We start from the raw sequence: 26048 nt of genomic DNA, 5'->3' as shown, positions 1-26048 counted from the left end.
CCGCCCCGGTCAAGCGTGCGGTTAGCCCTGCAGCCAGCCCGGCAACGCCTCGGGGAAATCGGCAGGCTTCGGCGTCGCATAGGCGCGGTTGCGGTCGCGGTGGAGCATGATCCCCGGATAATCAGCCACATCCACATAATAGAGGAAATTGATCTGCCGCCGGGCAAACCGCCAGCCGGCGTCGGTGCGCCGGTACTCGTCATGATAGCGCAGCGCCGTCACCATCATCGTCTTGTTGCGCTCCAGCTCGGCATGGCCTGAAACCATCCCCGTCGCATGGTTGGCGTCGATGAAGTCGATCTGGACATCGTGCATGTAATGCGCCCCCGCCCCGAGCACGGCGAAGCGCCCTTCATACTGGGTCATGATCGCCTCGATGCCGGTAGCGTTCATCACCCCGTCGGCCGAGCAGACCACGGCATCCTCGGCGAACAGCGCGGCGATATCGTCGGCGCGCCGGTCATCGATCGAGAAGCAATAACGCGCCACCAGTTGCCGGATGGCGCTTTCCGCCTCCAGCCGCGCGATCCGCTGTTCCATGTCCATTGCCATACTCCTCACATCTCGCCCTGGTTGCCGAGGATCACCGTCGCCTGTGCCGACAGCGTGCCACCATTCCCGTGCGCCAGCGCCAGCCGCGCCCCGCCGATCTGGTTCGCCGCCTCGCCGCGCATCTGCCGCGCCGCCTCGACGATCGCCATCAGACCATACATCCCCGGATGGCAGCAGGACAGCCCGCCGCCATTGGTGTTGACCGGCAGCACGCCCCCCGGCCCGATCCGCCCGCCGGCCACGAACGGCCCGCCCTCGCCCTTGCCGCAAAAGCCCAGGTCCTCGAGGAACAGGATCGTGTTGATCGTGAAGGCATCATAGAGCTGCACCACATCGATATCGGCCGGCCGCACGCCGGCCATTGCAAAGGCGCGGGCGCCGCTCTCCACCGCCGCCGTGGTGGTCACGTCGGGCGCCTGCGATATCGCCGTCCACCAGGTCGCCGCCGCCGCCCCCAGCACCGGCACCGGCGGCTGGCGCAGGTCGCGTGCCCGGTCGCTGCGCGTCATCACGATCGCCGCCGCCCCGTCGGTGACCAGGCAGCAGTCTTTCACCGAGATCGGCGAGCTGATCATTCGGCTGGCCAGGCAGTCGGCGATGGTCAGCGGCCCGGTCGCAAAGGCTTCCGGGTTGGTGTTGGCCCAGCCCCGCGCCGCCACCGCCACCTCGGCCATCTGCTCGCGCGTCGTGCCATAGTCATGCATGTGCCGCGCCGCCGCCAGCGCATAGGAAGACAGCGGAAACAGCGGCTTGTACGGCGCCTCCCAGGCGTTGCTGCGCGCCGGCGTCGACAGCTTGCCCCCGGCCGCGCTGCGCTGGTTCGATCCATAGGCGATCAGCGCCACGTCGATCGCCCCGGCATCGAGCGCCAGCGCGGCCATTGCCATATGCGTCATGAACGACGAGCCGCCGGTGCGGTTGTTCTCGGTCATCCGCGGTCGCAGCCCCAGATATTCGGCAAAGCTCAGTCCGGCGAACAGGTCATCGGGCAGGCAGATGAACAGCCCATCGACCTCGTCGAGCCGCAATCCGGCGTCGGCGACCGCCTTCAGCCCCGCCCCGGCCGCCAGCTCCATCGCACTATGACCCGGCATCTCGCCGATCCCGTGCGTCGCCAGCCCGACGATCGCCGTGCGCCCGCGTGGAAACTGCTCGGCGCTCATTCGGGCTCGAAGACCAGCAATTTCTGGCCCTCCTCCTCGATGATCCGCGCCCGCACTGCCATGCCGATGGTCACCGCCTCGGCCGCCACCCCGTCGACCCGGCTCATCATCCGCGGCCCCTCCGCAAGCGTCACCAGCACCACCGCATAGGCCGGCTCCGGCGGCTTGCGGCCGATCACCGTCACCGAATAGACGGTCCCCCGCCCGCAGGTCTCGATCCATTCCACCGCCGCCCCGGTCCGCGGTTCGGCGAGGCGCGGCGGAAAAAACGCCTGTCCCGACTCGACCCCGCGCTGGAGCAGCAACCGCCCGTCCGCCAGCGCCGCGCGCCACTCGGCCTCGGGCCCGATCACCGGCTGACCACCGCCCCGGTCGCTTCCAGCGCTTCGATTGCCTCGTCGGAGAAGCCGGCCTCGCGCAGCACCGCCCGGCTGTCGCCGCCCAGCGCCGGCCCCGGATCACCGATCGCGCCTGGCGTGCCCATGAATCCGGTCGGGATGCCGGGGAAGCGCAAACTCCCCACTTCGGTGTCCCGCCGCTCCCAGAAGCCGGTCTCGACCAGATGGGGGTCTTCCAGCAGCCCGGCCGTGGTCGCAATCGCCATCGCCGGAATCTGCGCCTCGCGGAACAGCGCCTCCCATTCCGCCGTCGTCCGCGTCACCATCTCGTCCGCCAGCGCCGCCAGCACCGTGCCGATATTCTCGGTCCGGCTGCGCATGGTCAGAAACATCGGGTCGCGCGTCCATTCCGGCGTGCCGATGGCGGCAAAGAACGACTGCCAATGCTTGTCGGTATAGATCATCACTCCGATGAACCCGTCCGCCGTCCGATACGGCCGCCGCGACTCCGCCGTCACCCGCGGATATTCGGGCGGGCCGAGCGCGGGCTCGAACACCGAGCCGTTGAGATGCTCGATCATCGTGAACGACACCAATGTCTCGAACATCGGGATCTCCACCTCCTGGCCCTCGCCGGTCTTCTCGCGCGCATAAAGCGCCGCCATCACCGCATAAGCCCCGGTCAGCCCGGACACCTTGTCGGCAATCACGGTGGCGATATACGCCGGCGCCCCGCCGGACAGCCGCGCCTGCAGATCCACAAGCCCGGACGCCGCCTGGACGATATCGTCATAGGCAGGATAATCCCGATACGGCCCGGACCGCGCAAACCCATACATATTGGCATAGATGATCTTCGGGTTCGCCGCCTTCACCGCCGCATAGTCGAGCCCCAGCCGCGCCATCGCCTGCGCCCGCATCGAGTGGATGAACACATCCGCCCCCTCGACGAGCTTGAGCAGCGCCGCCTTCGCCGCCGGCTGCTTCAGGTCGAGCACCAGGCTCCGCTTGCCCCGGTTGACGTTCAGGAACATCGCGCCCCGCGTCGGGTCATTCCCCGGCGGCAGCGCCCGCGTCGTATCCCCCGAAGGCCCCTCGATCTTGATCACATCGGCACCCAGATCGGCGAAGATCTGCGTCGCATAAGGCCCCATCAGCACGCTGGTCAGGTCGATCACCCTGACGCCCGCAAGCGGCCCCTGTCCCCGACCGCTCATCGTCCGCTCTCACTTGCCATCGTCATCACCACTGCTAGGTTCGCGCCCCGATCATACCGAAGGACGCCCCCATGAAAGCCCATCTCATCGCCGCGGGGCGCTTCCACGACATCGATTTCGCCCGGCTCGAACTGCTCAAGCTGCTCGCCGAACATGCCGAAATCCGCACCTCGGTCGCCTCCGATTATGCCGACACCGACAGCCTCACCGCCGCCGACCTGCTGATCACCTACACCTGCGACCTGGTCCCCAACCCCGAACAGACCAAAGCGCTCCAGCAGTTCCTGGCGCGTGGTGGCCGCTGGCTGGCGCTTCACGGCACCAATTCCATCCTCCGCTTCGGCGCCGACGGCGTCGTCGATTGCGCCGACGAGGCGCCCGAATTCATGGCCCTGCTCGGCACCCGCTTCGGCGCCCACCCGCCGATCGCCCCGTTCAAGGTCCATGTCACACGCGCGGATCACCCGCTGACCGAGGGCCTCAAGGATTTCCGCATCGAGGACGAGCTCTATCTCACCCGCCGCACCGCCGACATCGACGTGCTGCTCCACACACGCTTCACCGGCCAGTGCCCGGAGTTCCGCGATGCCGACTGGGACGAGGCCGAGGTCCCGGTGCTCTACGAGCGCAAGGTCGGGGCAGGGGCCATCCTCTATCTGACGCTCGGCCATTGCCGCGGCCATTACGACCTGCAGCCGGTCGCCCCGTTCTGGCCGCATCCCCAGCGCTGCAGCTGGAACTACCCGGTCTTCACCCAGCTGCTGCGCCGCGCCATCCTCTGGGGCCAGCCTCAAACCGCCTGATCCTGCGTGACCGGCGTATCCGCCTTCGGCACCATCGCCCTTATCTGCGCCTCCAGCGAGACCAGCAGCGGCTCCACCATCGCCTCGTCCATGCCGCCGGTCAGCAGGCCGATCGCCATCCCCTCCAGCATCGTCTGCGACAGGGTGATGGCGAAGCGGAACTGCTCGGGCTGGCCCTGCCATTCAGGAAACAGCACATCGGCCTGGGCATTGAAGCGGTCGCGAAATTCCACCTGCAGCGGCTGCAAAATCCGCGCCAGCCCCGGGTTGGTGCGCGAGGCCAGCGCCAGCTCATGAAAGGCGATGAACGTCGGCTTGGAGATCTGCCGCCAATAGGCCCGCACCAGCGTGCGCGGGTCATGGTTGCCGGTGTCGACGGCGCGGCGGAACGCCCGCAGCCGCTTGTCGTGCAGCTCGACAATCGCTGCCTTGATCAGCGCCTCGCCATTCTCGAAATGATGCAGCATGGCGCCGCGTGACAGCCCGGCCTCGGCCGCCACCTGCGGCGTCGTCGTCCCCGAATAGCCGAGCTTGACGATGCAGCGGATCGTCGCCTCGATCAGCCGGGCGCGCGTCTGCGCCGATTTCAGCGCCTGCTGGGTCGGCGTTGCCCCGGCCGTCGCAGCAGTCGTTGTAGCCGGCGTTGCGGCGCTGGAATCATTGCGTATCGCGCGGGCGGAGGCCGTGGAGCGGATCGCTGCAAGTGCCATGTCTGACAGTCCCCTTTGCGGCAGCTATGATTGTTTCCGCCCGCGCAAGTCAAGGCGCAACTGCGCCCTTGCCCGCCGTCGCCGCCGCCGGATTTACCAAGGCGATGCGACCCTCTGAAGCGTCCGAAAGAAAACAATCATGCATGTTTTGGCTTGCGCTCCCCACACGGCTGGTTCAGGGATTGGGCCGCCAGCCGGCAGGTGGTGGACAATCCGGGGTGTCGGTGATCAGATACCCCGAAAGCGGACACGCAGAGGTCCGGCCGGCATATGGGCCGACACTTTGGGAGGAGCTAGGATGGATCTCGGACTTCAGGGCAAGAAAGCCATCATCGTCGGCGCCGCGCGCGGTATCGGCATGGCCACCGCCGAAGTGCTCGCCCGCGAAGGCTGCGACCTCGCCATCACCGCCCGCTCGGAAGACAGCGTCAAGGACGCCGTCGCCCACCTCAAGCGCTATGGCACCAACGTCGTCGGCAAGCCGGTCAACGTCAAGAAAGCCGATGACTACAAGGAGTGGCTGGCCTGGGCGATCGAAGCGCTCGGCGGCGTCGACGTCCTTGTGCCCATCACCTCGGCCGGCGGCGGGCTGGGTTCCGAAAAATACTGGCACAATGCCTTTGAAGTCGATGTCATGGGCCCGGTGCGTGCCGTCGAGGCCGTCATCCCGACGATGACCGAGCAGCAGTCCGGCAGCATCGTCCTCATCGCCACCACCTCGGCCGGCGAGGCCATGGGCGGCCCCCAGGCCTATAACGCCATGAAGGCGTCGCTCGTCACCTGGGGCAAGCAGCTGGCGCTGGCGCACGGCAAGGACGGCATCCGCGTCAACATCGTCTCGCCGGGCCCCATCGAGTTCGAAGGCGGCAACTGGGAGATGATCAAGGGCACGATGGAGAAATTCTACGCCTCGCAGCTGCGCCAGCAGCCGTCGGGCCGGCTCGGCCGCCCGGACGAGGTCGCCCGCGCCATCGCCTTCCTCGCCAGCGAGGCAGCCAGCTGGTGCAACGGCTCGCACCTCGTCGTCGATGGCGGCTTCACCAACCGCACGCATTTCTGAGGGTCCGTCCATGGACGTCAAGCGTCACGTCAACGTCCAGCGCGTCGATCCGCAGGCCTGGCCCCATGGCACGCCCGTGGAAAAAGCCGAGGATCCGGATCTCGGCACCGCGCTGATTCCCGCCGAACGCTATTTCTCGCCCGAGTTTATGGCGCTGGAATGGGAGCATGTCTGGACCAAGGTCTGGCTGCTCGGCGGCCGTTCGGACGACATGCCCGAGCCCGGCGACTATATCTGCACGGAAATCGGCAAGGAATCGGTGCTGATCGTCCGCCAGCCGGATCTGTCGCTGCGTGCCTTCTACAATGTCTGCCTGCATCGCGGTAACCGGCTGCGCCCGGAAGGCTTCGGCAATGTCGAGAGCTTCCGCTGCCTCTATCATCACTGGAACTATGGGCTCGATGGCTGCATCGACCATATCCCGGATCTCGACACCTTCCCGCAAGGGGCCCCGCCGGCCGGGCGCATCCCCGCCCTGCCGTGCGGGGAATGGGGCGGCTTCGTCTGGTTCTCGCTGAACCCCGATGTCGAGCCTTTGCTCACCTATCTCGATCCGATGCCCCAGCACCTCGGCCCCTATCATTTCGAGCGGATGGTCTGGGCGCGGGACATCACTGTCGAATGGGACTGCAACTGGAAGGCCAGCGTCGACGCGTTCAACGAGACCTATCACGTCCAGGGCATCCACCCTCAGCTCAAATGGTATCTCGATGACATCAACGTCCAGATCGATGTCTATGATCGCCACAATCGCTATCTGATCCCGTTCGCCACGGTCAGCCCGCGTGTCGACCTGCCCTCGGCGATCCCGCCGGCCATCGACGAGATCATGCGCAAGGCCGGCATGGACCCGGCCGAATATGAAGGCCGGGTCAGCGATATCCGCGTCGACGTCCAGAAGTTCATGCGCGCCAACGGCAAGCGTTTCGGCAAGGACTATTCGGACCTCAACGACGACCAACTGACCGATGATTACCATTATCAGATCTTCCCCAATGTGTCGCTCAACGCCCATGCCGATGACCTGATGCTGTTCCGCCAGCGCCCGCACGCCACCGACCCGAACAAGATGTACTACGATATCTGGATGTTCGAACTGCGGCCCGAGGGTGAGGAGAAGGAGTCGGACAAGCCCTACCGGCGTCCACGCCACCAGCTGTTCAAGCATGGCGACAAGTCGATCGGCCAGGTGCTCGATCAGGATGCCTTCAACCTGCCCACCGTTCAGAAGGGCATGCACAGCGCCGCCTTCGAGGGCCTGTGGATCGGCAGCCAGGAGTTCCGCCTGCGCCATTTCCACAAGGTCATCGAAGATTATGTCTATGGGGGCAGGGGGTCGAAGCAATCGGGAGAGAAGAAGTGACCGACGGCCCCGCCCTGCAGCTCAGCCGCGAGGCCCTGCTTCAGGCCTATACCCGCATGGCCACCATCCGCCAGTTCGAGGAACGGCTGCACGACGAGATCAAGACCGGCGAGATCGCCGGCTTCACCCATCTCTATTGCGGCCAGGAAGCGGCGGCGGTCGGTGTCTGCGAGCACCTCGACGATGACGACATGATCGTCTCCACCCATCGCGGCCACGGCCATTGCATCGCCAAGGGTTGCGACGTGAAGGGGATGATGCTGGAGATCTACGGCCGCCGCGACGGGCTCTGCAAGGGCCGCGCCGGCTCGATGCACATCGCCGATGTCTCCATCGGCATGCTCGGCGCCAATGGCATCGTCGGTGCCGGTGCCCCCCAGGCGGTCGGCGCCGCCATCGCCGCCAAGCTGGACCGCAAGGGCAAGGTCGCCATCGCCTTTTCCGGCGACGGTGCCTGCAACCAGGGCACCACCTTCGAGGCAATGAACATGGCCGTCGTCCTCAAGGTGCCGGCGATCTTCGTCTTCGAGAACAACCATTATTCGGAGCACACCGGCCCCGATTACGCCACCGCGACCGCCACCGACATCGCCGGCCGCGCCGAGGCCTTCGGCATGAAGGTCTGGCGTGCCAATGGTTCGGACTTCTTCTCCACCTATGACGCGATGACCGAGCTCCTCGCCTATGTCCGCAGCACCAATTTGCCGGCGGCCATCGAGCTCGATACCGAGCGCTTCTACGGCCATTTCGAAGGCGATCCGCAGCGTTACCGCGGCCCCGGCGAGCTCGACCGGCTCTGGGCCGAGCGCGATTGCCTCAAGGCCTTCCGCGCCCGCGTGTCCGAGGCCAAGCTGATCGACATCGCCGATCTCGATGCCATCGACGCCGAAGTTGCCGCGCTGATCGAGGAAGCCACAACCGAGGCCCGCGCCGCCCCGCCGCCGGACCCCGCGAACGTCGCCGACGACGTTTACGTCAGCTATTGAGAGGCGGCCCCATGGCGATCATGAACATCCGCGACGCGATCATCAGCACGCTGCATTCGGAAATGGAGCGGGACGAGAAGATCATCCTGCTCGGCGAGGACATTGTCGGCGGCATGGGCACCGCCGGCGGCCCGGAGGCCATCGGCGGCATCTGGGGCACCACGCCGGGCCTGTTCAAGAAGTTCGGCGCCGACCGCGTCATGGACACGCCGATCTCGGAGAGCGCCATCATCGGTGCCGCCGCCGGGGCGGCGCTGGCCGGCTACCGCCCGGTCGCCGAGCTGATGTTCGCGGACTTTGTCGGCGTTAGCCTCGACCAGCTATGGAACCAGATGGGCAAGTTCCGTTACATGTTCGGCGGCAAGACCAAATGCCCGGCCGTTGTCCGGCTGATCTACGGCGCCGGCATGAACGCCGGCCCGCAGCACAGCCAGTCGGTCTATGCCATGCTCACCGCCATGCCCGGCCTCAAGGTCGTCATGCCGACCACCCCGGCCGACGCCAAGGGCCTGCTCTGCGAGGCGCTGCGCGGCGATGATCCGGTGATGTTCTTCGAGCACAAGGCGCTTTACGGCCAGAAGGGCGAGGTGCCGGACGGCGACCATGTCCAGAAGTTCGGCGAGGCCCGCATGGTCCGCGAAGGCGGCGACGTCACCATCGTCACCTGTGGCCGCATGGTCAATTTCTCGGAGAAGGCTGCCGACAAGCTGGCCACCGACGGCATCGGCGTCGACCTGATCGACCTCCGCACCACCAGCCCGCTCGACGAGGAAGCCATCCTCGATTCGGTGGAAAGCACCGGCCGCCTCGTCGTCGTCGATGAAAGTCCGCCGCGCGTCAGCCTGGCCGCGGACATCATCGCCATGGTCTCCAACAAGGCCTTCTCCAGCCTCAAGGCGCCACCGGAAGCCGTCACCGCCCCGCATTCGCCGATCCCGTTTGCCCGCGAGCTCGAACGCGCCTGGGTGCCGTCCCCCCAGAAGATCGAGGATGCCGTCCGCCGCGTCCTGGCGTATCGCTGATGGCCACGATCAAGCCCTTCACCATGCCCAAATGGGGCATCGAGATGGCTGAGGGCACCGTCGCCGAATGGATGGTCACCGAAAACCAGCCGTTCACCAAAGGCACGGTGCTGGCGCTGATCGAAACCGACAAGATCACCAACGAGATCGAGGCCGAATCCGATGGCCGGCTGGTGCGCATCCTGGCCGCCGCCGGCGAGACGCTGCCGGTCGGCGCGTTGCTTGGCGTTTTTTCGGATATCGAAGCCGATTTCGACGAGGTCGAAAAAGTCATTGCCAAATTCACCCCGGCCGACACCAGTTTTGGTGACGAAACCGACTCAAAGCCGCCCCAAACCGACCCAAAACCCACCGTTTCCGTCCCCGATTCGACCCTGATCAGCCCCGCCGCACGGGCCAAAGCCGAGGCCGCCGGCCTCGATGTCGCCAGCCTCAAGGGCAGCGGCCCCAACGGCCGGCTGACCGCGCAGGACATCGACAAGGCCCTGTCGAAAGCGCCAGCGCCAGTCCTCGTCGGCCCGTTGCCGACGTCGCCGGAGAGCAAGGTCCCCGCCTCGCCGATGGCCCGCCGCCTTGCCACCATCCACTCCATCTCCCTGGAATCATTGACCGGAACCGGTCCGCGCGGCCGCATCACCAAGGCCGATGTCCTCGCCGCCGTGAAGCCCGAGCCCGTCCCGGCCCCCGTCGCCGTCTCGGAAGATGTCGAGATCGTCAACATGTCCTCTATGCGCCGTACCATCGCCCGGCGCCTGACCGAGGCCAAATCGACGATCCCGCATTTCTACGTCCGCCGCCGCGTCCGCGCCGACCGGCTGATGGCGCAACGTGCTCAGATCACTGGCAAAAAGCCGAGCATCAACGATTATCTGGTCAAGGCCTGCGCCCTCGCCCTGATCGAGGTGCCGCAGGTCAACATCCAGGTCCATGGCAACGCCATACACCGCTTCCCTCATGCCGATGTCGCGGTCGCCGTGGCCACCGAAAAGGGCCTCGTCACTCCCATCGTCAAGGCTGCCGACACGCTGTCGATCGCCGAAATAGCCGAAGCAATGCAAGGCCTTGCCCAGCGTGCCCGGACCGGTCGGCTGGCGTCGGAAGAATTCACCGGCGGCAGTTTCTCGCTGTCCAACCTCGGCAGCTTCGGCGTCGAGCAGTTCGACGCCATCATCAACCCGCCCCAAGGCGCCATCCTCGCCGTCGGCACCGCCCGGCCCGAACCGATCGATGACGACGGCGCCATCCGCATCGTCCCCGTGCTCCACCTGTCCTTGTCCTGCGACCATCGTGCCATCGACGGCGCCGACGCCGGACGGTTCATGGCGGCGCTGGCGCGGCTGATCGAGGCGCCGCAGCTTCTGCTTTAGGCATTCAGAAGAAAATGCCTCCGGCGGCTGGGGCCGCAGGCCCCAGACCCCTGTTATCTGGTTGATTCAAAAGACCGAGCTGCCTTCGCCTGCGACGGCCTAATTATCGGGGTCTGGGGCCTGCGGCCCCAGCCGCCGGAGGCATCATTCTCGCCGCACCTATGCGCCGGTAATCGCGGTCACCCGGAAGGCGCGGCGGTTGTGGCCGGTGATGATGGCGCTGGCCCAGGCTTCGTCGCGGGCCTTGAACGCCATCAGCAATTCCTCATGGTCGGCATGGCTGCGGCGCAGGCCCTTCTTGTCATAGCGCCGCGCGGTGCGGTGCAGGATGCCCTGTTCGACGATCATCGAGCGCATCTTGGTCAGCCGCTCGGAATTGGCGATGGTCAGGATCAGGTTGTGGAACGAGCGGTTGTTGGCAACGAAGGTCTCGGTATCGAAGGTCGGTCCCTCGATGGCCCGCTCGATCTCGTCATTGAAGGCCTGCAGCATGGCGATTTCCTCCGCCGTCGCCAGCCGGGCGGCGCGGGCAGCGGCGTAGCTCTCCAGCAGGCCGCGCAGCAGGAAGATCTCTTCCACCTCGTCGGCCGACCAGTCCGGCACGAAGGTGCGCTGGGTATCGGTGCGGCGCACCAGCATCTCTGCCTCCAGCCGCCGCAGCGCATCACGGACGGGGGTGCGGGAGAGGCCGCACATCTCGGCCAGCTCCTCCTCCTTCAGCTGCGTCATCGGCGCCAGCGCGCCGGACAGGATCCGCCCGCGGATGGTTTCATACGCCAGGTCAGACGCGCTCGACATCCTTCATCCTCCCCGTGATCCGCCCCGTGATCCGCCCTGGGATCGTCGCAACTTCCAGATTTCATCACGTATGTGATGAATGTCGATAAGACCCGGCCGCCGCAAGTCCAGACCAAATCGACCAACTGAGATTTGTACACATTTTCGGATGTAGATCGCTTGACAACTGATCGTGCCAAGGCGTTACTTCAGCCCAAGGGCGTGGGGGCCTGTGATTGTATACACGGGAAGAGGGGGTGCAGCGCACCATGCAAGACAGGATGAAGCCCGGAATGCGCCCGATAAAGTCGGCATCCCGATGAGCGCGCCTGACCCCGTACCGGCCACCATGCCGGTCTGGAAGCCGGCGCTTTGGGGCACCGGCCAGGTCGCGGTTCAAGTCTATCGCGACCTCCCGTCGCTGTTGCTGCTCTTCTACATGACACAGTTGCTGGAGATCGATCCCGCGCTCGCCGGCATCGCCATCTTCATTCCCAAGCTGTTCTGGTCGACGACCTGCGATTTCATCGTCGGCAGCCTGTCGGATCGTTACCGGCACCTGATCTCCCGGCGCTGGCTGCTGCTGGTGGGCGCCGCGCTGGCGCCGATCGCGCTGATCAGCCTGTTCCTGCCGCCCGAGGGCACATCGATGGAAAAGGCCGTGCATGTCGGCCTGGCGTTTGCCGCCTATGTCACGGTGTTCTCGATCTTTTCGGTGCCGCACCTGTCGATCGGCGCCGAACTGACGCATGTCCGCGAGGAACAGTCCCGGGTCATGGGCTGGCGCACCACCTTCATTGCCGTGGGCGTGCTGATGGGCGCCGGTTTCGCGCCCTGGCTGATCCAGCGCTTCGGCAATGGCTTCGAGGCCTATCACACCATGACCTATGTGATGGCCGCCGTCTGTTCGCTGGCGCTCATCCTGTCCTTCTTCGGATCGCGCGAGGCGCGTTATGTGCATTCCACCCTGGACAAGAGCACCAAATGGGAAGCGCTGCGGCGCAACCGGCCCTATTGCTATCTGCTCGCCGCCTGGTGCGCGCAGATGTGCGGCCAGGGCGCTGCCTATGCCACGCTGACCTATCTGGTGGTGTTCAAGCTCGCCTTCCCGGACCCCTTCGTTGCGCTCAGCATTTCGGTGATCTTCACCTGCTCGGCGCAGATATTGATGCAGCCGGTGCTGGTGCGGATGACCAATCGCTTCGGCTCGCGGATGACCTTCATTGGCGGCAGCGTGGTCTATAGCGGCGCGCTGGCCTGGATGGGGCTGGGGCCGGAAGGTTCGCTGGTGAACTTCTGGGCGGCGTCCGTGGCGCTTGGCGCCACCAATGCCATCACCTGGCAAAGCTCGGCCGCGCGGCTGAGCGAGATGATCGCCGCCGATGCCGATGCCCATGACGGCGAATCGCATGCCGGCTTTTATTCGAGCCTGTTCGTGATGGGCGAGAAGATCGCCTTTGCCGTCGGCGGCACGCTGATTGCCGGCATGCTGCTCAGCCTGTCGGGGTTCGTGGCCGGCAAGGAGACCCAGTCCTCCAGCGCGGTCTGGGGCATCGCTCTGATCTTCGCGCTGATGCCGGCAACCTTCAACGTGCTGGCGATCTACCTCATGTCGCAGAGCCGCCACCGTACGCCGCGGATCGATGCCCCGGCGCCGGCACCGGCGGAATGAGTGCCATGCAGGATCAGCAGACCATTTCATCGGCAATCGACGCCGCCCGATAACGACCAGGCAGGAGACCATCATGACCAGCGTTACCCATGATCCCGGCATGCAGCTCGAACATGGCATTCTCGCCATCCCCTCGTCCGAGGAGGAAAGCCGGCAGATGTTCGTCAAGTCGCTGAAGTTCCATCTCGCCACCAAGGTCGCGCCCGGCAACAAGCTCGCCTATGAGCAGCGCGCGCTGCCGGCCTTCATCCGCCAGCGCGGCGCGGCGCCGACCAGCCGCCACGAGATCCGCCAGATGATGGGCGACGACCCCTATTTCAGCCTGTGGGGCGCCATGCAGCGCACCAGCCAGGAAATGATGTGGAACTCGGTGCAGGTCTCGGTCGAGCGCCAGAATGCCGACATCCAGGCGCGCGGCAACGCCGGCACTGCCCCGCTCGGCTCGCTGCGCACCGACCCGTCGATGCCGATCCCCAACTACATCAGCGCCGTCGACATCCACTGCATGCCCGGCAATTACCATGGCGAATACCAGGCCGACGACCTCGCCAATGGCGCCGTCTATGACCGCGCCGTCTGGCTCTATGCCATGGGCCGGATGGGGCCGCTCAACGACGACATGGGCCAGTCCCTGTCCAATTACGTCAAGCAGCACCACCCCGACCTGAAGCCGCGGCGGATTCTCGACATGGGCTGCGGCGTCGGCCACTCGACCCTGCCCTATGCCGACAAATTCCCCGAGGCCGAACTGTACGGCGTCGACGTCGGTGCGCCCATGCTGCGCTACGCCCATGCCCGCGCCGAGTCGCTCGGCAAGGCCGTGCACTACAGCCAGCAGAATGCCGAGAAGACCGATTTCCCGGACGGGCATTTCGACCTGATCGTCAGCCATATCCTCGTCCATGAGACCAGCCACAAGGCCATCCGCAACATCATGAAGGAGGCCTATCGGCTGCTGGCGCCGGGCGGGCTACTCGTCCACCTCGAGACGCCGCCCTATGACCATATGAGCGAATTCGACGCCTTCCTGCTCGACTGGGACACCCGCAACAACAACGAACCCTTTTGGGGCGGCAGTCATGAGCTGGGCGCCGCCGACATGGCCGAGATCGGTGGCTTCGGCGCCGATGCGGCGTTCGAGCACCTCCAGCCGAGCGCCTTCGACGAGGCCGCCGCGCAGCGCACGCAGAAGTTCCAGGCCGGCGACTTCGGCGGCGGCGGCGCCTGGTTCCTCTGGGGCGCGGAGAAGCGCGCATGATCGAACTGCCCCGCAAGGCCAAGGGCGAACGGCCGGTCTATCTCGGCGACAGCACCACCGACAATCTGCTGGCGATCATGCTGGCGATGGCCGGCGAGTTCGTCGTCCTGCGCGAGCGGCTCGATACCGTCGAACGCGTCGTCGGCAACACCGAGCTGAAGGCAATGGTCGATGCCTATCGCCCCACAAAGGAAGTCGCCGCCGAGCGCGAGGCCTGGCGCGCCCAGTTCCTCGACATCGTGCTGCGGCCGGTGACGCAGGACTATGAGGACTTGGCCCAGAAAGCCGACGCCGGGGACTATGACGGGGCCATCGCAGTGGTGCTGCAGGCCGATTGACCCGGCCGGGCGTGTTTCGGCGGGCCGTCGGCGGGTAGTAAAAGGGCCTCCGGCGGTAAGAGATAGGGCCTCCGGCAGCTGGGGCCGGAGGCCCCAGACCCCAGGAATTGGGCCATTCCACAGCATCGACGGACGGGGTTGTGTCACCGGCCCCTCGATGGGGTCTGGGGCCTGCGGCCCCGGCAGCCGGAGGCCCCTTGTTTAACCGCCGGAGGCACTTTCGGGCCGACGGACAGGCCGGCGGCGCGGCTGTCCGCGCCGCCGCCTGACCTCAGCCCCGTCTCAGCCCTTGTTCTTGATCTCGGCCTGCATGTCGGCGAGTTTCGTGAACTGCGCCTGCATGGCGGCTTCCATCGATGACTTGAAGCCGCCGTGCTCGGCCTTGATCCAGTCGTGTTGGATGTCGCGCTGCTCGTTCATCTTGTGGATGCGCGGGATCACGTAGCGGGCGATAAGTTCATAGGATTTGAGCTTGGCCTCGAACGGTGCCCAGTTGAGGTCGCAGATCAGATAGCTGCCGAAGCCGCCACCGCTGGCGTTCCACAGGGTCTGGATCTGGGTGACGACGTCATCGACGGTGCCGATGGCTGCGAGCCCGCTCTCGATCATGTAGGTGACGGGATCGTCCATATGCTCTTCGGGGACGATGGGCAGCGTGCCGATGGTCTTGTAATAGTCGATCCAGTCCTTGAGGCCATATTCCATGTCGGCGCGAGCTTGTTCGCGGGTTTCGGCGACATGCGCGAAGCCGACCATCCGCCAGCGGCTGCGGTCCATGCTATGGCCATTGGCCTTGGCGATATCGCAGGCGATGTCCCAGTTCTTCGACGCAGCGGCGGTGGCGGCCGGCGAGGTGGCACTGATTGTCATCATCGAGGTGCCGTTGCGCCCGGCGGCCATCGGGCCGGAGGGCGAGACGACGCAGGCGGTGCTCAGCTCGATGGGCTCGTTGTTGTACGGCCGCATCTGCAGGCTGGCGTTCTCGAGCGTGAACCATTCGCACGAATAGCTGACCGTCTCGCCGCGCATCAGTTTGGCCATGCAGGCCAGTGCTTCCTCCATCCGGTCGCGCTGCTTGGCAACGGGGATCCCCATCATCTTGGCGTCGGAGGGCAGCGAGCCCGGGCCGCAGCCGAACATCGCCCGGCCGCGGGTCATGTGATGCAGCTGCATCCAGCGGTCGGCGAGGATCAGCGGGTGGTGATAGGGCAGCGAATTGACGCCGGTGCCGAGGCGGATGGTGCGGGTGCGCTCGGCGGCGACGGCGATGAACAGCTCGGGCGAGGCGATCAGCTCGCCGCCGCCGGAGTGATGCTCGCCGATCCAGGCCTCGTGGAAGCCGAGCCGATCGAGGTGCACGACGACTTCCATGTCGCGGTCGATGCAAAGCGTCGGGTTTTCATGGTTCATGTGGATCGGCGGCAGGAAGATGCCGAAGCGGAGATTCTCGAGCGCGACGTTCCTAGTCATGAATTATCCCTTCCTGTTGCAATTTGTATCCAGAAATTCCGGATGCGCCATTGTTTCTTTGTCGCTGTGTCCGGGTGCTTGACGAAGATGTACACAAGCGGGAGAGTTGGCGCGTTTCCAACGACCAGCAGAGGCAGCGCCATGACCGATCTTCCCGTGACCCCGACGCTCGATTCCCGTACCGCGTTGATCATCGTCGACATGCAGCAGGGCTTCCTGCAGGACGAGTCGGCCATGGGCCGGATGGGCTTCGACCTGTCGCTGCTGCGCGAGGCGCTCGACCCCTGCGTGCGACTGGTGGATACGGCGCGGCAGACCGAGGCGCTGATCGTCTTCACCCGCTATGTCTACCAGCCCGATTATTCGGACGGCGGTATCATGGTCGAGCTGTTGCCGGCGCTGAAGACGGAAGGGGCGCTGAAGGCCGGGGACTGGGAGGTCGAGCTGGCCGAGGTGTTCGGGCAGCGGGACGGCGAGGTGGTCGTCGACAAGAGCAAGCCGAGCGCTTTCCATGGCACGACGATGGATGCGGTGCTGGCCGCGCGCGGGATCGAGCGGGTGATCGTCTGCGGCATCACCACCAACTGCTGCGTGGAGAGCACGGTGCGCGATGCCAGCCACCGCGACTTGCAGACCTGGGTGGTGACTGACGCGGTGGCGGAATCGGCGCGGGACCGGCACGACTATGCGATCCAGTGCATGACGATGTTGTTCGCGCGCGGCACCACCGTCGCCGAGGTGCAGGCGGCGAGCGCCGTTCACGCGTAATAGCCGCTGGCATCGAGCGCGGCGGCGACCTCGTCCGGCACCAGGTCGGGCGCGAAATTGGCGCCGCCGCTCAGCACGGTGACGCGGGCATCGGGCACCCCGGCGCAGGTGGCGGCGAAGCGATCGAACAGCAGGTCGTCGGGCGACGAGACGAGGTGGAGCGGGCAGGCGACGGCGCGGAGCTGGGCGGCGGTGTCCTGCGCCCAGACAGCGCGATAGGCGTGCGGGCGGCCGGCCCAGCCGCGCAGCATGTCGATCATCTCGCGGTGGAGCAGCGCGGTGTCCTGGTCGGCGCCGCCGACGCGCAGATATTCCCAGTTCTTCAGCAGATAGGCGCCGCTGCGGCCCGGGCGGAACGGCGCGCCGAGGCGGCCGGCATAATGCGCGCGCTCGGCCTCGGTCAGCGCGGCCGGGCCGAACAGGGTGAGGCTCTGCGCGCGGGCCGGATGGGCCATGGCGAAGGCCAGCGCGATTGCGGCGCCGGTGTGATGGCCGACAAGATGGACGGGGCCCGTGGGGGCGACATGGTCGATGAATTGGGTCAGCCAGCCGACATAATCGGCCATCTGCGGGTCGGCAGGTGGATCGAAGCTGTTGCCGAAGCCGGGCGTGTCCGGCGCCCAGAGCGGCAGCGGGGTGCGCAGCCGGGCCATGACCTTTTCCCACATCCGCGACGAGCTGGCGGTCTGGTGGAGGAGGATGACCGGCGTGCCGCTGCCGGGGCGGTGGCCATGGTGGAGCTGGCCATCGGGGAGGGCGGTGTAGCCGCGGACGAGGTCAGGCATCGAAGCAGCTCCTCATCGCGGCGGTGACGCTGTCGATGATGTGGTCGCGGTGGTCGCGGATGGCGTCGGCGGCGCCGGCGACCGAGAGCACAACGCGGCGGTCCCCGGGCAGTGGCGGCAGCAGCCAGGCCAGTGCGCCGACGCCGGCCGAGAATTCGCTGTCGCCCTCGCCGAAGCCGGCGGCGCGGACGGCGGCGACCTGTGCCATGACATGGCCGAGGTCGGCGTGCTGGGAGGGATCGCGCACCCGCTCGTTGGTGCGCTCGACATAGCGGGCGATCAGCGCGTCCGGCCGACCGGACAGGGCGACGATGCCGATCACCGTGGTCAGCAGCGCTGTGCGGTCCCCGGCCATCACGGTCAGCGCCAGCGGGCGGGTGCCGCGCTCGACATGGAGGAACTGCATCTCGAGGTCGCTCTGGGTGGTCAGCGCCACGGTCTCGGCGGTGTCCGACTGGATGGTGCGGACCAGCGCCGACAGCCGCCGGTCCGAGCCGAGCCCGTCGACCAGCCAGCCGCCGAGCATCGCCACGCGCATCGTCGGCAGATAGCGGCGCTCGAACGGATCATGGGCGAGATAGCCAAGGCCGACGAGGGTCTTGAGCAGCGCCACGGTGCTCGATTGCGGCCAGCGGAGGCGCTGGACGATGTCGGTGGCGCTCAGCGGCCGCCGGTCCTCGTCGAACAGCTCGAGCACGGCGAGCACGCGCGCCGCCGACTTTACCCCGGCATCGCCCGACATCAGAATATCATGTATGTGATATTATTCATCACATACAGGATTGCATTTGACTCGGCCGATGTCCAACGGGAAAGTGCGAAAACCGGTTCGAGACCGGAAAAAAGGGGATCGCATGACCGGCGGCTATATCGACATCGTCTGCAACATCTTCACGCCCGAGGCGGTTGTCGGCGGGATGACCGGCGTCGACGAGGACTTCAAGGCCAAGGTCCGGATGGACCCAGCGATGCGCGGCGGCGTGTCGATGGACGATTATCTTCGCAAGATGGACGAGGCCGGGATCGAGCGGTCGCTGCTGATAGCGGTGCGCGCCGGCGACCTCAATGTGAAGCTGTCCTGGGAAGTGCCTTACGAGATCATCGCCGAGATCTGCGCCAAATATCCTGACCGCTTCTCGGGGCTGGCCGGGATCGACCAGACGCGCGGCATGCGCGGGCTGCGCGAGCTGGAGCAGGCGGTCAACGACTATGGCTTCGTCGGCGCCCACTGGTATCCGCACTGGTTCGGCTGCCCGCCCGATGCGCCGCAAATCTATCCCTATTATGCCAAATGCTGCGAGCTCGACATTCCGATCATGATGCAGGTCGGCCAGAATCTCGTCTATTCGCGCGAGCGGCGGCTGCCCTCGGTGGCGCGGCCGATCCTGCTCGACCAGGTGGCGATCGACTTTCCCGAGCTGGTGCTGATCGGCATCCACATCGGCGTGCCCTGGGCGGACGAGATGCTGGCGATGTGCTGGAAGCACGAGAACGTCTACACCTGCGGCGATGCTTATGCGCCCAAGCACTGGCCGGCGTCCTTCGTCCATTATGCCAACAGCTTCGGCCGCGAGAAGGTGCTGTTCGGCACCGACTGGCCGGTGATCGACCCGATGCGCGCGGTTACTGAGATCGAGGCATTCAACATGCGGCCCGAGGCGCACCGGATGATGATGCGCGAGAATGCGCTCCGCATCTTCAAGAAAATGCCGCGATAGCCATGCATTATCCGGTCCGCGCGGCGCAGGTTCCGCAGAATTTCGTCGCGATGACCGCACTCGGCTCGGTCCGCGCCTCGGCGCGGCGGGACCCGGCGCGCAAGGCGGTGGTCTGCGGCGACCGCGTCCGCAGTTACGGCGAGCTTGTCGACCGCAGCGAACGGCTGCGCGATGCGGCGATCACCACGCTCGGGCTGGTCAAGGGCGAGAATTGCGCGATCGTGGCGCGCAATTGCCTCGATTATATCGAGGTGGCGCTGGGCATGCCGGACGCCGGCATCGCCGTCGCCACGGTCAACCCGCGCTTCACGGCGAGCGAGATCCGCGCGGTCGTCGACAGTGCCGAGGCCCGCGTCATCTTCACCGATGCCGAGACTGCGCCCACGGTACGCGCTGCCGGCTTCGCCGCCGACGTGCGGATCATCGAGTTCGGCGCCGATTACGAAGCGCTGATCGCCGCCCCGCCGACGCCCGAGGCGCTGCCGGTGATCGAGGAATGGGATGTCTGGACCATCCCCTTCACGTCGGGCACCACGGGCCTGCCCAAGGGCGTGCTGCTCTCCCACCGCTCGCGGCTGCTTTTCGGGCTGATCAGCAGCGCCGAGTTCGGCTGCTTCGGGCCGGATGACAGCTTCCTCGTCGTCACGCCGATGGCATTCGGCGGCGGGCTCGCCTATCCGCTGGCCTCGCTGGCCACCGGCGGCTGGTTCGAGATTCTCGACCGGTTCGATCCCGAGACCGTTCTGTCCCGGCTGAAGAGCGGCGATTTTACCGGGCTGTTCCTGGTGCCGACGCATTTCCAGATGATCTTTGAACTGCCGGCCGAGACGCTGGCCCGCTACAAGCACCCGCCGGTGCGCGCCATCATCTCCAGCGCGGCGGCGCTGCCGCAGGCGATGAAGGAGAAGATCGTCGATTATTTCGGCGATGATGTGCTGCACGAGCTCTACAGCTCGACCGAAATGGGCATCGTTTGCAATCTGCGGCCGCGCTTCCAGCTGCTGAAGGACCGCTGCGTCGGCACGCCCGAGCCCTATGCCCAGGTCAGCCTGCGCCGCGACGACGGCAGCGAATGCGACGCCGAGGAGGTCGGCGAACTCTGGGTGAGCTCGCCGACGCTGTTCAACGGCTATTACAAGCGCCCCGAGGAGACCGGCACCGCCAGCAAGGATGGCTGGGTGACGGTCGGCGACCTCGCCAAGCGCGACGCCGAGGGCTTCCTCTATATCGTCGACCGCAAGAAGGACATGGTCATCACCGGCGGCGTCAATGTCTATCCGCGCGAGATCGAGGAGGTGCTGGTCCGCCACCCGTCGATCCTCGAGGTGGCGGTGATCGGCGTGCCCGACGAGCGTTGGGGCGAGCGGCTGCTGACCGTCGCGGTCACGCGCGGCGGCGCCACGCTGACCGCCGCCGATGTGACCGCCTTTTGCGAGGGCAAGGTCGCCGCCTTCAAGATGCCGCGCGCGCTCGAACTCATCGATGCCCTGCCGCGCAACGCCAATGGCAAGGTGCTGAAGAACGTGTTGCGCCAGCGGTTCACCGCGTGATCCAGGGCCTGGACACCGACGCCGCCCGGCGCGCGCTGGCCGGCCAGGACATTTTCTACGCCGGCGCGCCCGTCGCGGGTATCGCCCGGCCGGGCAGCGTCGCCGAGGTGCAGGCGCTGGTCGCGGCCGCGCGCGCCGAGGGCCTGCACTTGGTGCCGCGCGGCGGCGGCATGAGCTACACCGCCGCCATCGTCTCGGCGGCGCCCGAGCGGGCCGTGCAGGTCGACATGCGCGGGATGGCGGCGATCCGCGAGATCAACGCGCAGGACATGTATGTGCTGGTCGAGGCCGGCTGCACCTGGCAGGCGCTCGACGAAGCGCTGGCGCCGCTGGGGCTCGAGGTGCCGTTTCGCGGCCCGGTCTCGGGCCGGCTGGCGACGATCGGCGGCGGCGTCGCGCAGAACGCCATCTTCTATGGCACCGGCCGCCACGGCACGGCGGCGGACTCCGTGCTCGGCGTCGAAGTGGTCACCGGCACCGGGGCGCTGGTCCGCACCGGCAGCTTTGGCGTGGCCGGCGCCTCGCCGTTCCTGCGCCATTTCGGGCCGGACCTGTCGGGGCTGTTCACCGCCGATTGCGGCGTGCTCGGCGTCAAGACGGCGCTGGCGCTGCGACTGCGCCGCCGGCCAGCGGCGCGCGACGTCGCCAGCTTCGCCACCACCGATCTCGATGCGCTGTTCGGCTTCCTCGCCGCGCTCGGCCATGATGGCCGCGCCAGCCAGGTGATGGCGCTCGATGTGCGGCTGGAAGGCGAGCGACTGCGCCAGACCGGCCTCACCGCCAAGCTCGACTATCTGCGCACCCTCGCCAGCGGCCCGGGCTCACTGGCGCAGCGGGCGTCCGAGGGCATGGCCATGGCCCGCGCCCGGCTGCGCACGCCGCCAGGGCGCGGCCTCGCCGTGCACGTCTTCCTCGAAGGTCCGGACGCCGCGGACTGCGCATGCCAGGCCGCCTCGATCACCGCGCTGGCCGAGGCGCACGGCCTGCCCGCCGCCGACCAGGCGCCGGCCCGCGCCATGCTGCGGCTGCCGTTCGCGCCGCTGACCGGCCTCGCCGGCGCACCGGGCGAGCGATGGGTGCCTGTTCATTTCATCGTCCCGCATTCCCGCGCGCTCGACGCCATGGCCGATATCGAGGTAGTCATCGCCGAGCACGCCGATGCGATCGCCGCGCACAAGATCAAGGTCCGCCACCTGATCGCCAATCTGGGGGCCGGCGCGGTGACGCTGGAGCCGATGTTCCTCTGGCCGGACCGGCTGACGCCCTTCGCCGCCCAAACGCTGAAGGAACAGGGCGGGCGGGACGCCGACGATCCCGCCAACGCGCAAGCCGAAGCCGCCGTGCGGCAGCTGCGCGCGGCGATGATCGCCCGGCTCGATGCCAGCGGTGCGCTGCACAGCCAGCTCGGCCGCGCCTATCCCTATCAACCACGGCTCGACGACGGCGCCCGGGCCGTGTTCCAGGCCGTGCGCGCCGCGCTCGACCCGGACAATATCATGAACCCCGGCGCGCTCGATACGCCGGTGGCCTAACCAGAGGAAACTGGCCTCCGGCGGTAAGCGAAGTGCCTCCGGCGGCTGGAGCCGCAGGCCCCAGACCCCGATAATCGAGCCTTCGCATGGCGACGGCATCCGGTCCTGCGGATGAACCCAATATTTGGGGTCTGGGGCCTGTGGCCCCAGCCGCCGGAGGCATCCTGCTACGCCGGAGGCGCTGTCGACGGGCCTAGCGGTTAACGCCCTCCAGGAAGCGGCGCTCATCACCATAGGTCGGCAGGTGTGCCATGGTGCCGCCATCGACCGGGAAGACATGGCCAGTCAGGTAGCTGGCCTCGTCCGAGGCCAGGAAGGCGACCATGCTGGCGACATCCTGCGGCACGCCCATGCGCGGCAGCAGGGCGGCGTCTTCGTTATAGTCGACGATCGCGCGCGGCACGAGCCGGTCCAGCGTCGGGGTGCGCATCATCGAGGGGGCGACGGCGTTGCAGCGTATGCCTTCGCGGCCATGGGCGGTGGCGACCACTTCGGTCAGCATGTGCACGGCGGCCTTGGAGACGCTGTAGGCCGGCATCCGGTTGGCGGCGCGCAGGCCGTAGATCGAGCCGGTGTTGATGATGCTGCCGCCGCCGGCGCGGCGCATGGCCAGCACGCCGTAGCGGCAGCCGAGCAGCGTGCCGCGCACGGTGACTTCCATCGTCCGGTCCCAGACGTCCATGGGCACGGAGAGGATGTCCCCGTCCAGCGCCAGCGCCTCGTCGGAGAGCATCGCGGCATTGTTGTGGAGGATATCGAGGCGGCCGAAATGCGCCTCGGCGGCGGCGACGGCATCGCTGATGCTGGTCTCGTCGCCGATGTCACAGCGCACGGCGATGGCCTCGCCGCCGGCGGCGATGATCTCGGCGGCTACGGTTTCGGCGGCGGCGATGTGAAGGTCGGTGACCACCAGCCGGGCGCCCTTGGCGGCCATGGTCAGCGAGCAGGCGCGGCCGATGCCGGCGCCGCCGGCGGTCACCATCGCGACCTTGTTGGCGAGTGTGGTCATGGTCGTTCTCCTCAGGAAATGGTCAGGCCGCCGTCGACGGTCAGCACCGCGCCGGTGACGAAAGAGGCGGCATCGGAGAGCAGCCAGGCGATGGCCTCAGCCACTTCGTCCGGCTCGGCGATGCGGCCGAGCGGATGGGCGGCGGCGAGGAACCGGTCCCGCGAGGCATCGGCTTCGATCCAGCCGGCGAGCATCGGCGTGCGGGTGCCGCCGGGGCAGACGGTGTTGGCGCGCAGCCCCTGCGCCGCATAGTCGATCGCCGCGCTCTTGGTCAGCCCGATGACGCCGAACTTGCTGGCGATATACTGGACCTGCGCCGGCACGGCGATCAGCCCGGCGACGGACGACAGGTTGACGATCGAGCCGCCGCCGCCGGCCAGCATCGCCGGGATCGCCGCGCGCATCAGCAGGAACATGCCGGTGAGGTTGACGCCGACGACGCTGTTCCAGCTGTCGACCGTGCAGTCGGCGAGCAGAGCGGCGTCGCCTGTGAGGCCGGCGGCGCTGACCAGCCCGTCCAGCCGGCCGAAGCGCGCCAGCGTCGCGGCGACGATGGCCTCGCAGGACGTCGGGTTGGTGACGTCCAGCGTCTCGGCGTCAGCGTCAGACCCGAGGGCGGTGGCGACGCGGTCGGCACCGGCGCGGTTGAGGTCGCCCAGCATTACCCGGGCGCCGCGTGCCACGGCCAGCGCAGCGGTGGCGGCGCCGATGCCGGAGCCGCCGCCGGAGACGAGGATCACCTTGCCGGCGAGAGACGCCCGGTTAGCGGCCGTATCGGCGGGGCTGCCGGTCAGTTCCATTCCTGGAACGTGTATTCGATGTCTTCGAGGATCTCGGCCGGGGTCAGCACGAAGGTGAAGTTGCCGTACCAGGCGTTGGTCACCTTGTCGGTGGGGATGCGGTGGATGGCCGAGGTGCCGGGATAGCCCATTCGCGCCCAGCCGCGACCCTTCCAAAGGAAATCGAGCTTGAAGTCGGCGGTCCTGGCATGGACGACCTGACGTCGCGCCGGGACCTTGGGGTCGGGCGAGGGGATGTGGCGGACCATGATCCAGCTGGCGAGGCCGGGCATTTCCTCGACAATGCCTTTCTGGTCGGTGATGCACGCGACTTCCATCATCGTCCGGCCATATTTCTCCAGCTTGCCATAGACTTCATTGGCATCGATCTGGAGGCGGCCATCGTCGCACAGCACCTTGGGCATGCCATAGATTTCCCGGCCGACGAAGGTGGCGGTGTCGGTCGAGGTCCAGATATAGGGGATGTGCATGCCGCGCTTGCCGTCATACTCGACCTCGTGGCAGATCAGCGCCTCGTGGTAATGCAGGCTGTGCGGCGGCTGCGAGCCATCCATGATGATCGCGTAGACCTTGCCGCCTTCCACCGCGGTCAGCGGCTCGGGGGTCATGTACAGCACCTCGTCGTGCGGGATCTCCAGCTCGACGATGATGGCGTGGTATTTTTCCATGAAATAGGGCCCCGGCGCGTAGGGCGGGGACCAGGTCGGCATGACATGGCCGTGGCGCTTGTACTGATCGCTCATTGTCGGGCTCCCTTGAAAGCGGCGCGGCGACGCTGTTCGTCGCCGCGCCGATCGGTTGTCAGAAGCGGAACCGTACCTCGACGCCGTAGGTCCGCGCGTCGGCCAGCGCGAACGCATTGGCCGTACCCGCGATGATCGGCGCAACTTCCCGGACATAGCGCTTGTCGAAGATGTTGCGGCCCCACAACGAGATGTCGAGCTTCTCGGAGGTGATGCCCAGGCGCGCATTGACCAGATCATAGGGCGTGCGGGCAAAGTCCGGATCGTTGATCGTGTTGTACTCGGTGCGGCCGAAGCGGTTGTACTCGACCCGGCCGACCAGGTTCCTGGTGTCGTCGAGCGGGATATCGACAGCGGTCCCGAGCGACAGGGTGGTTTTCGGCACATAGGGCGGAGTCTTGCCGACGGCGGCCGGGTTGGCGGCGAGCTGGCGGATCTTGGCGTCGATATAACCGAAGGCGCCAAAGAAGGTCAGCCAGTCGGTTGGCCGCAGGGCGGCATCGATTTCAAAGCCCTTGATGCGCGATTTGTCGATGGATTCGATCGATTCCACAAAGGCGATCGGATCGAACAGATATTGCTGGTTGTTTTTGATATCGGTCCAGAACAGGGCCGAGTTGAGGGTCAGCCGACGATCGAGCAGTTCACTGCGGAAGCCGACCTCATAGGTGGTCGCCACTTCTTTCTGGAACGTGTCCTGGGTGATGATCGCGGCTTCGGCGCGGGCACGGGCGGCCGCCAGGCTGAGTGTCGGGTCCTGTTGGCGGAACAGCGAGACCCGGCTCAGCACGGCAGTCTCACGCGTACCGATTGGGTTGAAGCCGCCTGATTTGAAGCCCTGGCCCCAGCTGGCATAAACCGACGCATCATCGTTGATCTTGTACTTGAGGGTCACCTTGGGCTGGAACTGGCGGAACGTCTCGGAAAGGCCTGTCCGGCACTGGGCCGCCGTCTGCGCGAAGATGCGGACGCAGGCATTGAAGCTGGCGCCGCCGAAGAACGGATTGGGCTGATCCGGGCCGATCGAGCCGGTCTGCCGCTTCTCGA

At 66.7% G+C, this 26048-nt stretch carries 26 protein-coding genes; 13 read left to right on the top strand and 13 right to left on the bottom strand.

Going from position 1 to position 26048, the window contains the following annotated elements:
• Positions 1–21: 21 nt before the first annotated feature.
• The 4 genes from ACTIFJ_RS05870 to ACTIFJ_RS05855 are packed head-to-tail and all read right to left on the bottom strand — an operon-like array spanning position 22 to position 3270.
• Entirely contained in the window at positions 22–546 is a 525-nt protein-coding gene (locus ACTIFJ_RS05870) for a nuclear transport factor 2 family protein (RefSeq protein WP_439533163.1), read from the bottom strand.
• Between the two features lie 11 nt (positions 547–557).
• A complete protein-coding gene (locus ACTIFJ_RS05865) occupies positions 558–1715 on the bottom strand; it encodes an acetyl-CoA acetyltransferase (protein ID WP_439533162.1) in 1158 nt (385 codons plus the stop codon).
• Positions 1712–2068, bottom strand: a complete 357-nt coding sequence (locus ACTIFJ_RS05860) for a Zn-ribbon domain-containing OB-fold protein (RefSeq protein ID WP_439533161.1) — start codon at positions 2066–2068, stop codon at positions 1712–1714. The genes ACTIFJ_RS05865 and ACTIFJ_RS05860 overlap by 4 nt, the downstream gene beginning before the upstream one ends.
• Positions 2065–3270 carry a CaiB/BaiF CoA transferase family protein gene (locus tag ACTIFJ_RS05855; RefSeq protein WP_439533160.1) on the bottom strand — a complete coding sequence of 402 codons (1206 nt, stop codon included), beginning with the start codon at positions 3268–3270 and terminating at the stop codon, positions 2065–2067. Before ACTIFJ_RS05855 ends, ACTIFJ_RS05860 begins: the two co-directional genes overlap by 4 nt.
• A gap of 71 nt (positions 3271–3341) precedes the next feature.
• On the opposite strand from ACTIFJ_RS05855, the gene ACTIFJ_RS05850 reads away from it, so the two are divergent.
• Complete coding sequence (locus ACTIFJ_RS05850; protein ID WP_439533159.1) at positions 3342–4073, top strand: ThuA domain-containing protein; 732 nt, start codon at positions 3342–3344, stop codon at positions 4071–4073.
• Here the strand turns inward: ACTIFJ_RS05850 and ACTIFJ_RS05845 are convergent.
• Positions 4061–4783: a TetR/AcrR family transcriptional regulator gene (locus ACTIFJ_RS05845; RefSeq protein WP_439533158.1), complete on the bottom strand. Its 723-nt coding sequence runs from the start codon at positions 4781–4783 to the stop codon at positions 4061–4063. The genes ACTIFJ_RS05850 and ACTIFJ_RS05845 overlap by 13 nt on opposite strands.
• Before the next feature lie 298 nt (positions 4784–5081).
• On the opposite strand from ACTIFJ_RS05845, the gene ACTIFJ_RS05840 reads away from it, so the two are divergent.
• Genes ACTIFJ_RS05840 through ACTIFJ_RS05820 form a run of 5 tightly spaced genes read left to right on the top strand, consistent with a single transcriptional unit; the run spans position 5082 to position 10581 of the window.
• Positions 5082–5843: an SDR family NAD(P)-dependent oxidoreductase gene (locus tag ACTIFJ_RS05840; RefSeq protein WP_439533157.1), complete on the top strand. Its 762-nt coding sequence runs from the start codon at positions 5082–5084 to the stop codon at positions 5841–5843.
• 10 nt (positions 5844–5853) lie between these two features.
• Positions 5854–7206, top strand: coding sequence for an aromatic ring-hydroxylating oxygenase subunit alpha (locus ACTIFJ_RS05835; RefSeq protein ID WP_439533156.1), 1353 nt, complete (start codon positions 5854–5856; stop codon positions 7204–7206).
• Positions 7207–7220: 14 nt separating this feature from the next.
• Positions 7221–8192 carry a thiamine pyrophosphate-dependent dehydrogenase E1 component subunit alpha gene (locus ACTIFJ_RS05830; protein WP_439533176.1) on the top strand — a complete coding sequence of 324 codons (972 nt, stop codon included), beginning with the start codon at positions 7221–7223 and terminating at the stop codon, positions 8190–8192.
• A gap of 11 nt (positions 8193–8203) precedes the next feature.
• The gene (locus ACTIFJ_RS05825; protein ID WP_439533155.1) at positions 8204–9214 is read left to right on the top strand and encodes an alpha-ketoacid dehydrogenase subunit beta; all 1011 of its coding nucleotides are present in this window, start codon (positions 8204–8206) and stop codon (positions 9212–9214) included.
• Positions 9214–10581, top strand: a complete 1368-nt coding sequence (locus tag ACTIFJ_RS05820; RefSeq protein ID WP_439533154.1) for a 2-oxo acid dehydrogenase subunit E2 — start codon at positions 9214–9216, stop codon at positions 10579–10581. The genes ACTIFJ_RS05825 and ACTIFJ_RS05820 overlap by 1 nt, the downstream gene beginning before the upstream one ends.
• 159 nt (positions 10582–10740) lie before the next feature.
• Here the strand turns inward: ACTIFJ_RS05820 and ACTIFJ_RS05815 are convergent, their stop codons facing one another.
• On the bottom strand, positions 10741–11379 hold the full coding sequence (locus ACTIFJ_RS05815; protein WP_439533153.1) for a GntR family transcriptional regulator: 639 nt from the start codon (positions 11377–11379) through the stop codon (positions 10741–10743).
• 298 nt (positions 11380–11677) lie between these two features.
• Between ACTIFJ_RS05815 and ACTIFJ_RS05810 the strand changes: the two genes are divergently transcribed.
• The 3 genes from ACTIFJ_RS05810 (at position 11678) to ACTIFJ_RS05800 (ending at position 14626) form a co-directional block, all read left to right on the top strand.
• Positions 11678–13030, top strand: a complete 1353-nt coding sequence (locus ACTIFJ_RS05810) for an MFS transporter (protein WP_439533152.1) — start codon at positions 11678–11680, stop codon at positions 13028–13030.
• Positions 13031–13103: 73 nt separating this feature from the next.
• On the top strand, positions 13104–14288 hold the full coding sequence (locus ACTIFJ_RS05805) for a methyltransferase domain-containing protein (protein WP_439533151.1): 1185 nt from the start codon (positions 13104–13106) through the stop codon (positions 14286–14288).
• Complete coding sequence (locus ACTIFJ_RS05800; RefSeq protein WP_439533150.1) at positions 14285–14626, top strand: hypothetical protein; 342 nt, start codon at positions 14285–14287, stop codon at positions 14624–14626. Before ACTIFJ_RS05805 ends, ACTIFJ_RS05800 begins: the two co-directional genes overlap by 4 nt.
• A 282-nt stretch (positions 14627–14908) precedes the next feature.
• Here ACTIFJ_RS05800 and ACTIFJ_RS05795 read toward each other — a convergent pair whose 3' ends face one another.
• Positions 14909–16096, bottom strand: coding sequence for an LLM class flavin-dependent oxidoreductase (locus ACTIFJ_RS05795; protein WP_439533149.1), 1188 nt, complete (start codon positions 16094–16096; stop codon positions 14909–14911).
• A 141-nt stretch (positions 16097–16237) separates the two neighbouring features.
• On the opposite strand from ACTIFJ_RS05795, the gene ACTIFJ_RS05790 reads away from it, so the two are divergent.
• Positions 16238–16864 carry a cysteine hydrolase family protein gene (locus ACTIFJ_RS05790; RefSeq protein ID WP_439533148.1) on the top strand — a complete coding sequence of 209 codons (627 nt, stop codon included), beginning with the start codon at positions 16238–16240 and terminating at the stop codon, positions 16862–16864.
• On the opposite strand, the gene ACTIFJ_RS05785 is transcribed toward ACTIFJ_RS05790, so the two are convergent.
• Both ACTIFJ_RS05785 and ACTIFJ_RS05780 read right to left on the bottom strand, forming a co-directional pair.
• Positions 16855–17649 carry an alpha/beta fold hydrolase gene (locus tag ACTIFJ_RS05785; RefSeq protein ID WP_439533147.1) on the bottom strand — a complete coding sequence of 265 codons (795 nt, stop codon included), beginning with the start codon at positions 17647–17649 and terminating at the stop codon, positions 16855–16857. The genes ACTIFJ_RS05790 and ACTIFJ_RS05785 overlap by 10 nt on opposite strands.
• Positions 17642–18391 carry an IclR family transcriptional regulator gene (locus ACTIFJ_RS05780; protein WP_439533146.1) on the bottom strand — a complete coding sequence of 250 codons (750 nt, stop codon included), beginning with the start codon at positions 18389–18391 and terminating at the stop codon, positions 17642–17644. Before ACTIFJ_RS05780 ends, ACTIFJ_RS05785 begins: the two co-directional genes overlap by 8 nt.
• 112 nt (positions 18392–18503) lie before the next feature.
• Between ACTIFJ_RS05780 and ACTIFJ_RS05775 the strand changes: the two genes are divergently transcribed.
• From ACTIFJ_RS05775 to ACTIFJ_RS05765, 3 genes are read left to right on the top strand one after another with little or no spacing between them, the layout of a single operon-like run.
• The gene (locus tag ACTIFJ_RS05775; protein WP_439533145.1) at positions 18504–19367 is read left to right on the top strand and encodes an amidohydrolase family protein; all 864 of its coding nucleotides are present in this window, start codon (positions 18504–18506) and stop codon (positions 19365–19367) included.
• 2 nt (positions 19368–19369) lie between these two features.
• Complete coding sequence (locus ACTIFJ_RS05770; protein ID WP_439533144.1) at positions 19370–20917, top strand: AMP-binding protein; 1548 nt, start codon at positions 19370–19372, stop codon at positions 20915–20917.
• The gene (locus ACTIFJ_RS05765; protein WP_439533143.1) at positions 20914–22449 is read left to right on the top strand and encodes an FAD-binding oxidoreductase; all 1536 of its coding nucleotides are present in this window, start codon (positions 20914–20916) and stop codon (positions 22447–22449) included. The genes ACTIFJ_RS05770 and ACTIFJ_RS05765 overlap by 4 nt, the downstream gene beginning before the upstream one ends.
• A gap of 193 nt (positions 22450–22642) precedes the next feature.
• Here the strand turns inward: ACTIFJ_RS05765 and ACTIFJ_RS05760 are convergent, their stop codons facing one another.
• From ACTIFJ_RS05760 to ACTIFJ_RS05745, 4 genes are all read right to left on the bottom strand, one after another.
• On the bottom strand, positions 22643–23458 hold the full coding sequence (locus ACTIFJ_RS05760; protein WP_439533142.1) for an SDR family NAD(P)-dependent oxidoreductase: 816 nt from the start codon (positions 23456–23458) through the stop codon (positions 22643–22645).
• Between the two features lie 11 nt (positions 23459–23469).
• Entirely contained in the window at positions 23470–24258 is a 789-nt protein-coding gene (locus ACTIFJ_RS05755) for an SDR family NAD(P)-dependent oxidoreductase (RefSeq protein ID WP_439533141.1), read from the bottom strand.
• Positions 24249–25001 (bottom strand): acetoacetate decarboxylase family protein, encoded by a 753-nt coding sequence (locus ACTIFJ_RS05750; protein ID WP_439533140.1) that lies wholly within the window; start codon positions 24999–25001, stop codon positions 24249–24251. Before ACTIFJ_RS05750 ends, ACTIFJ_RS05755 begins: the two co-directional genes overlap by 10 nt.
• A gap of 58 nt (positions 25002–25059) precedes the next feature.
• Positions 25060–26048 (bottom strand): TonB-dependent receptor (locus ACTIFJ_RS05745; protein ID WP_439533139.1); only part of this gene is annotated, 989 nt, incomplete at its 5' end.

This window comes from Polymorphobacter sp., from assembly GCF_051860865.1.
Classification (GTDB): Bacteria; Pseudomonadota; Alphaproteobacteria; order Sphingomonadales; family Sphingomonadaceae; genus Sandarakinorhabdus.
This window is presented reverse-complemented; position numbering and strand designations above follow the sequence as displayed.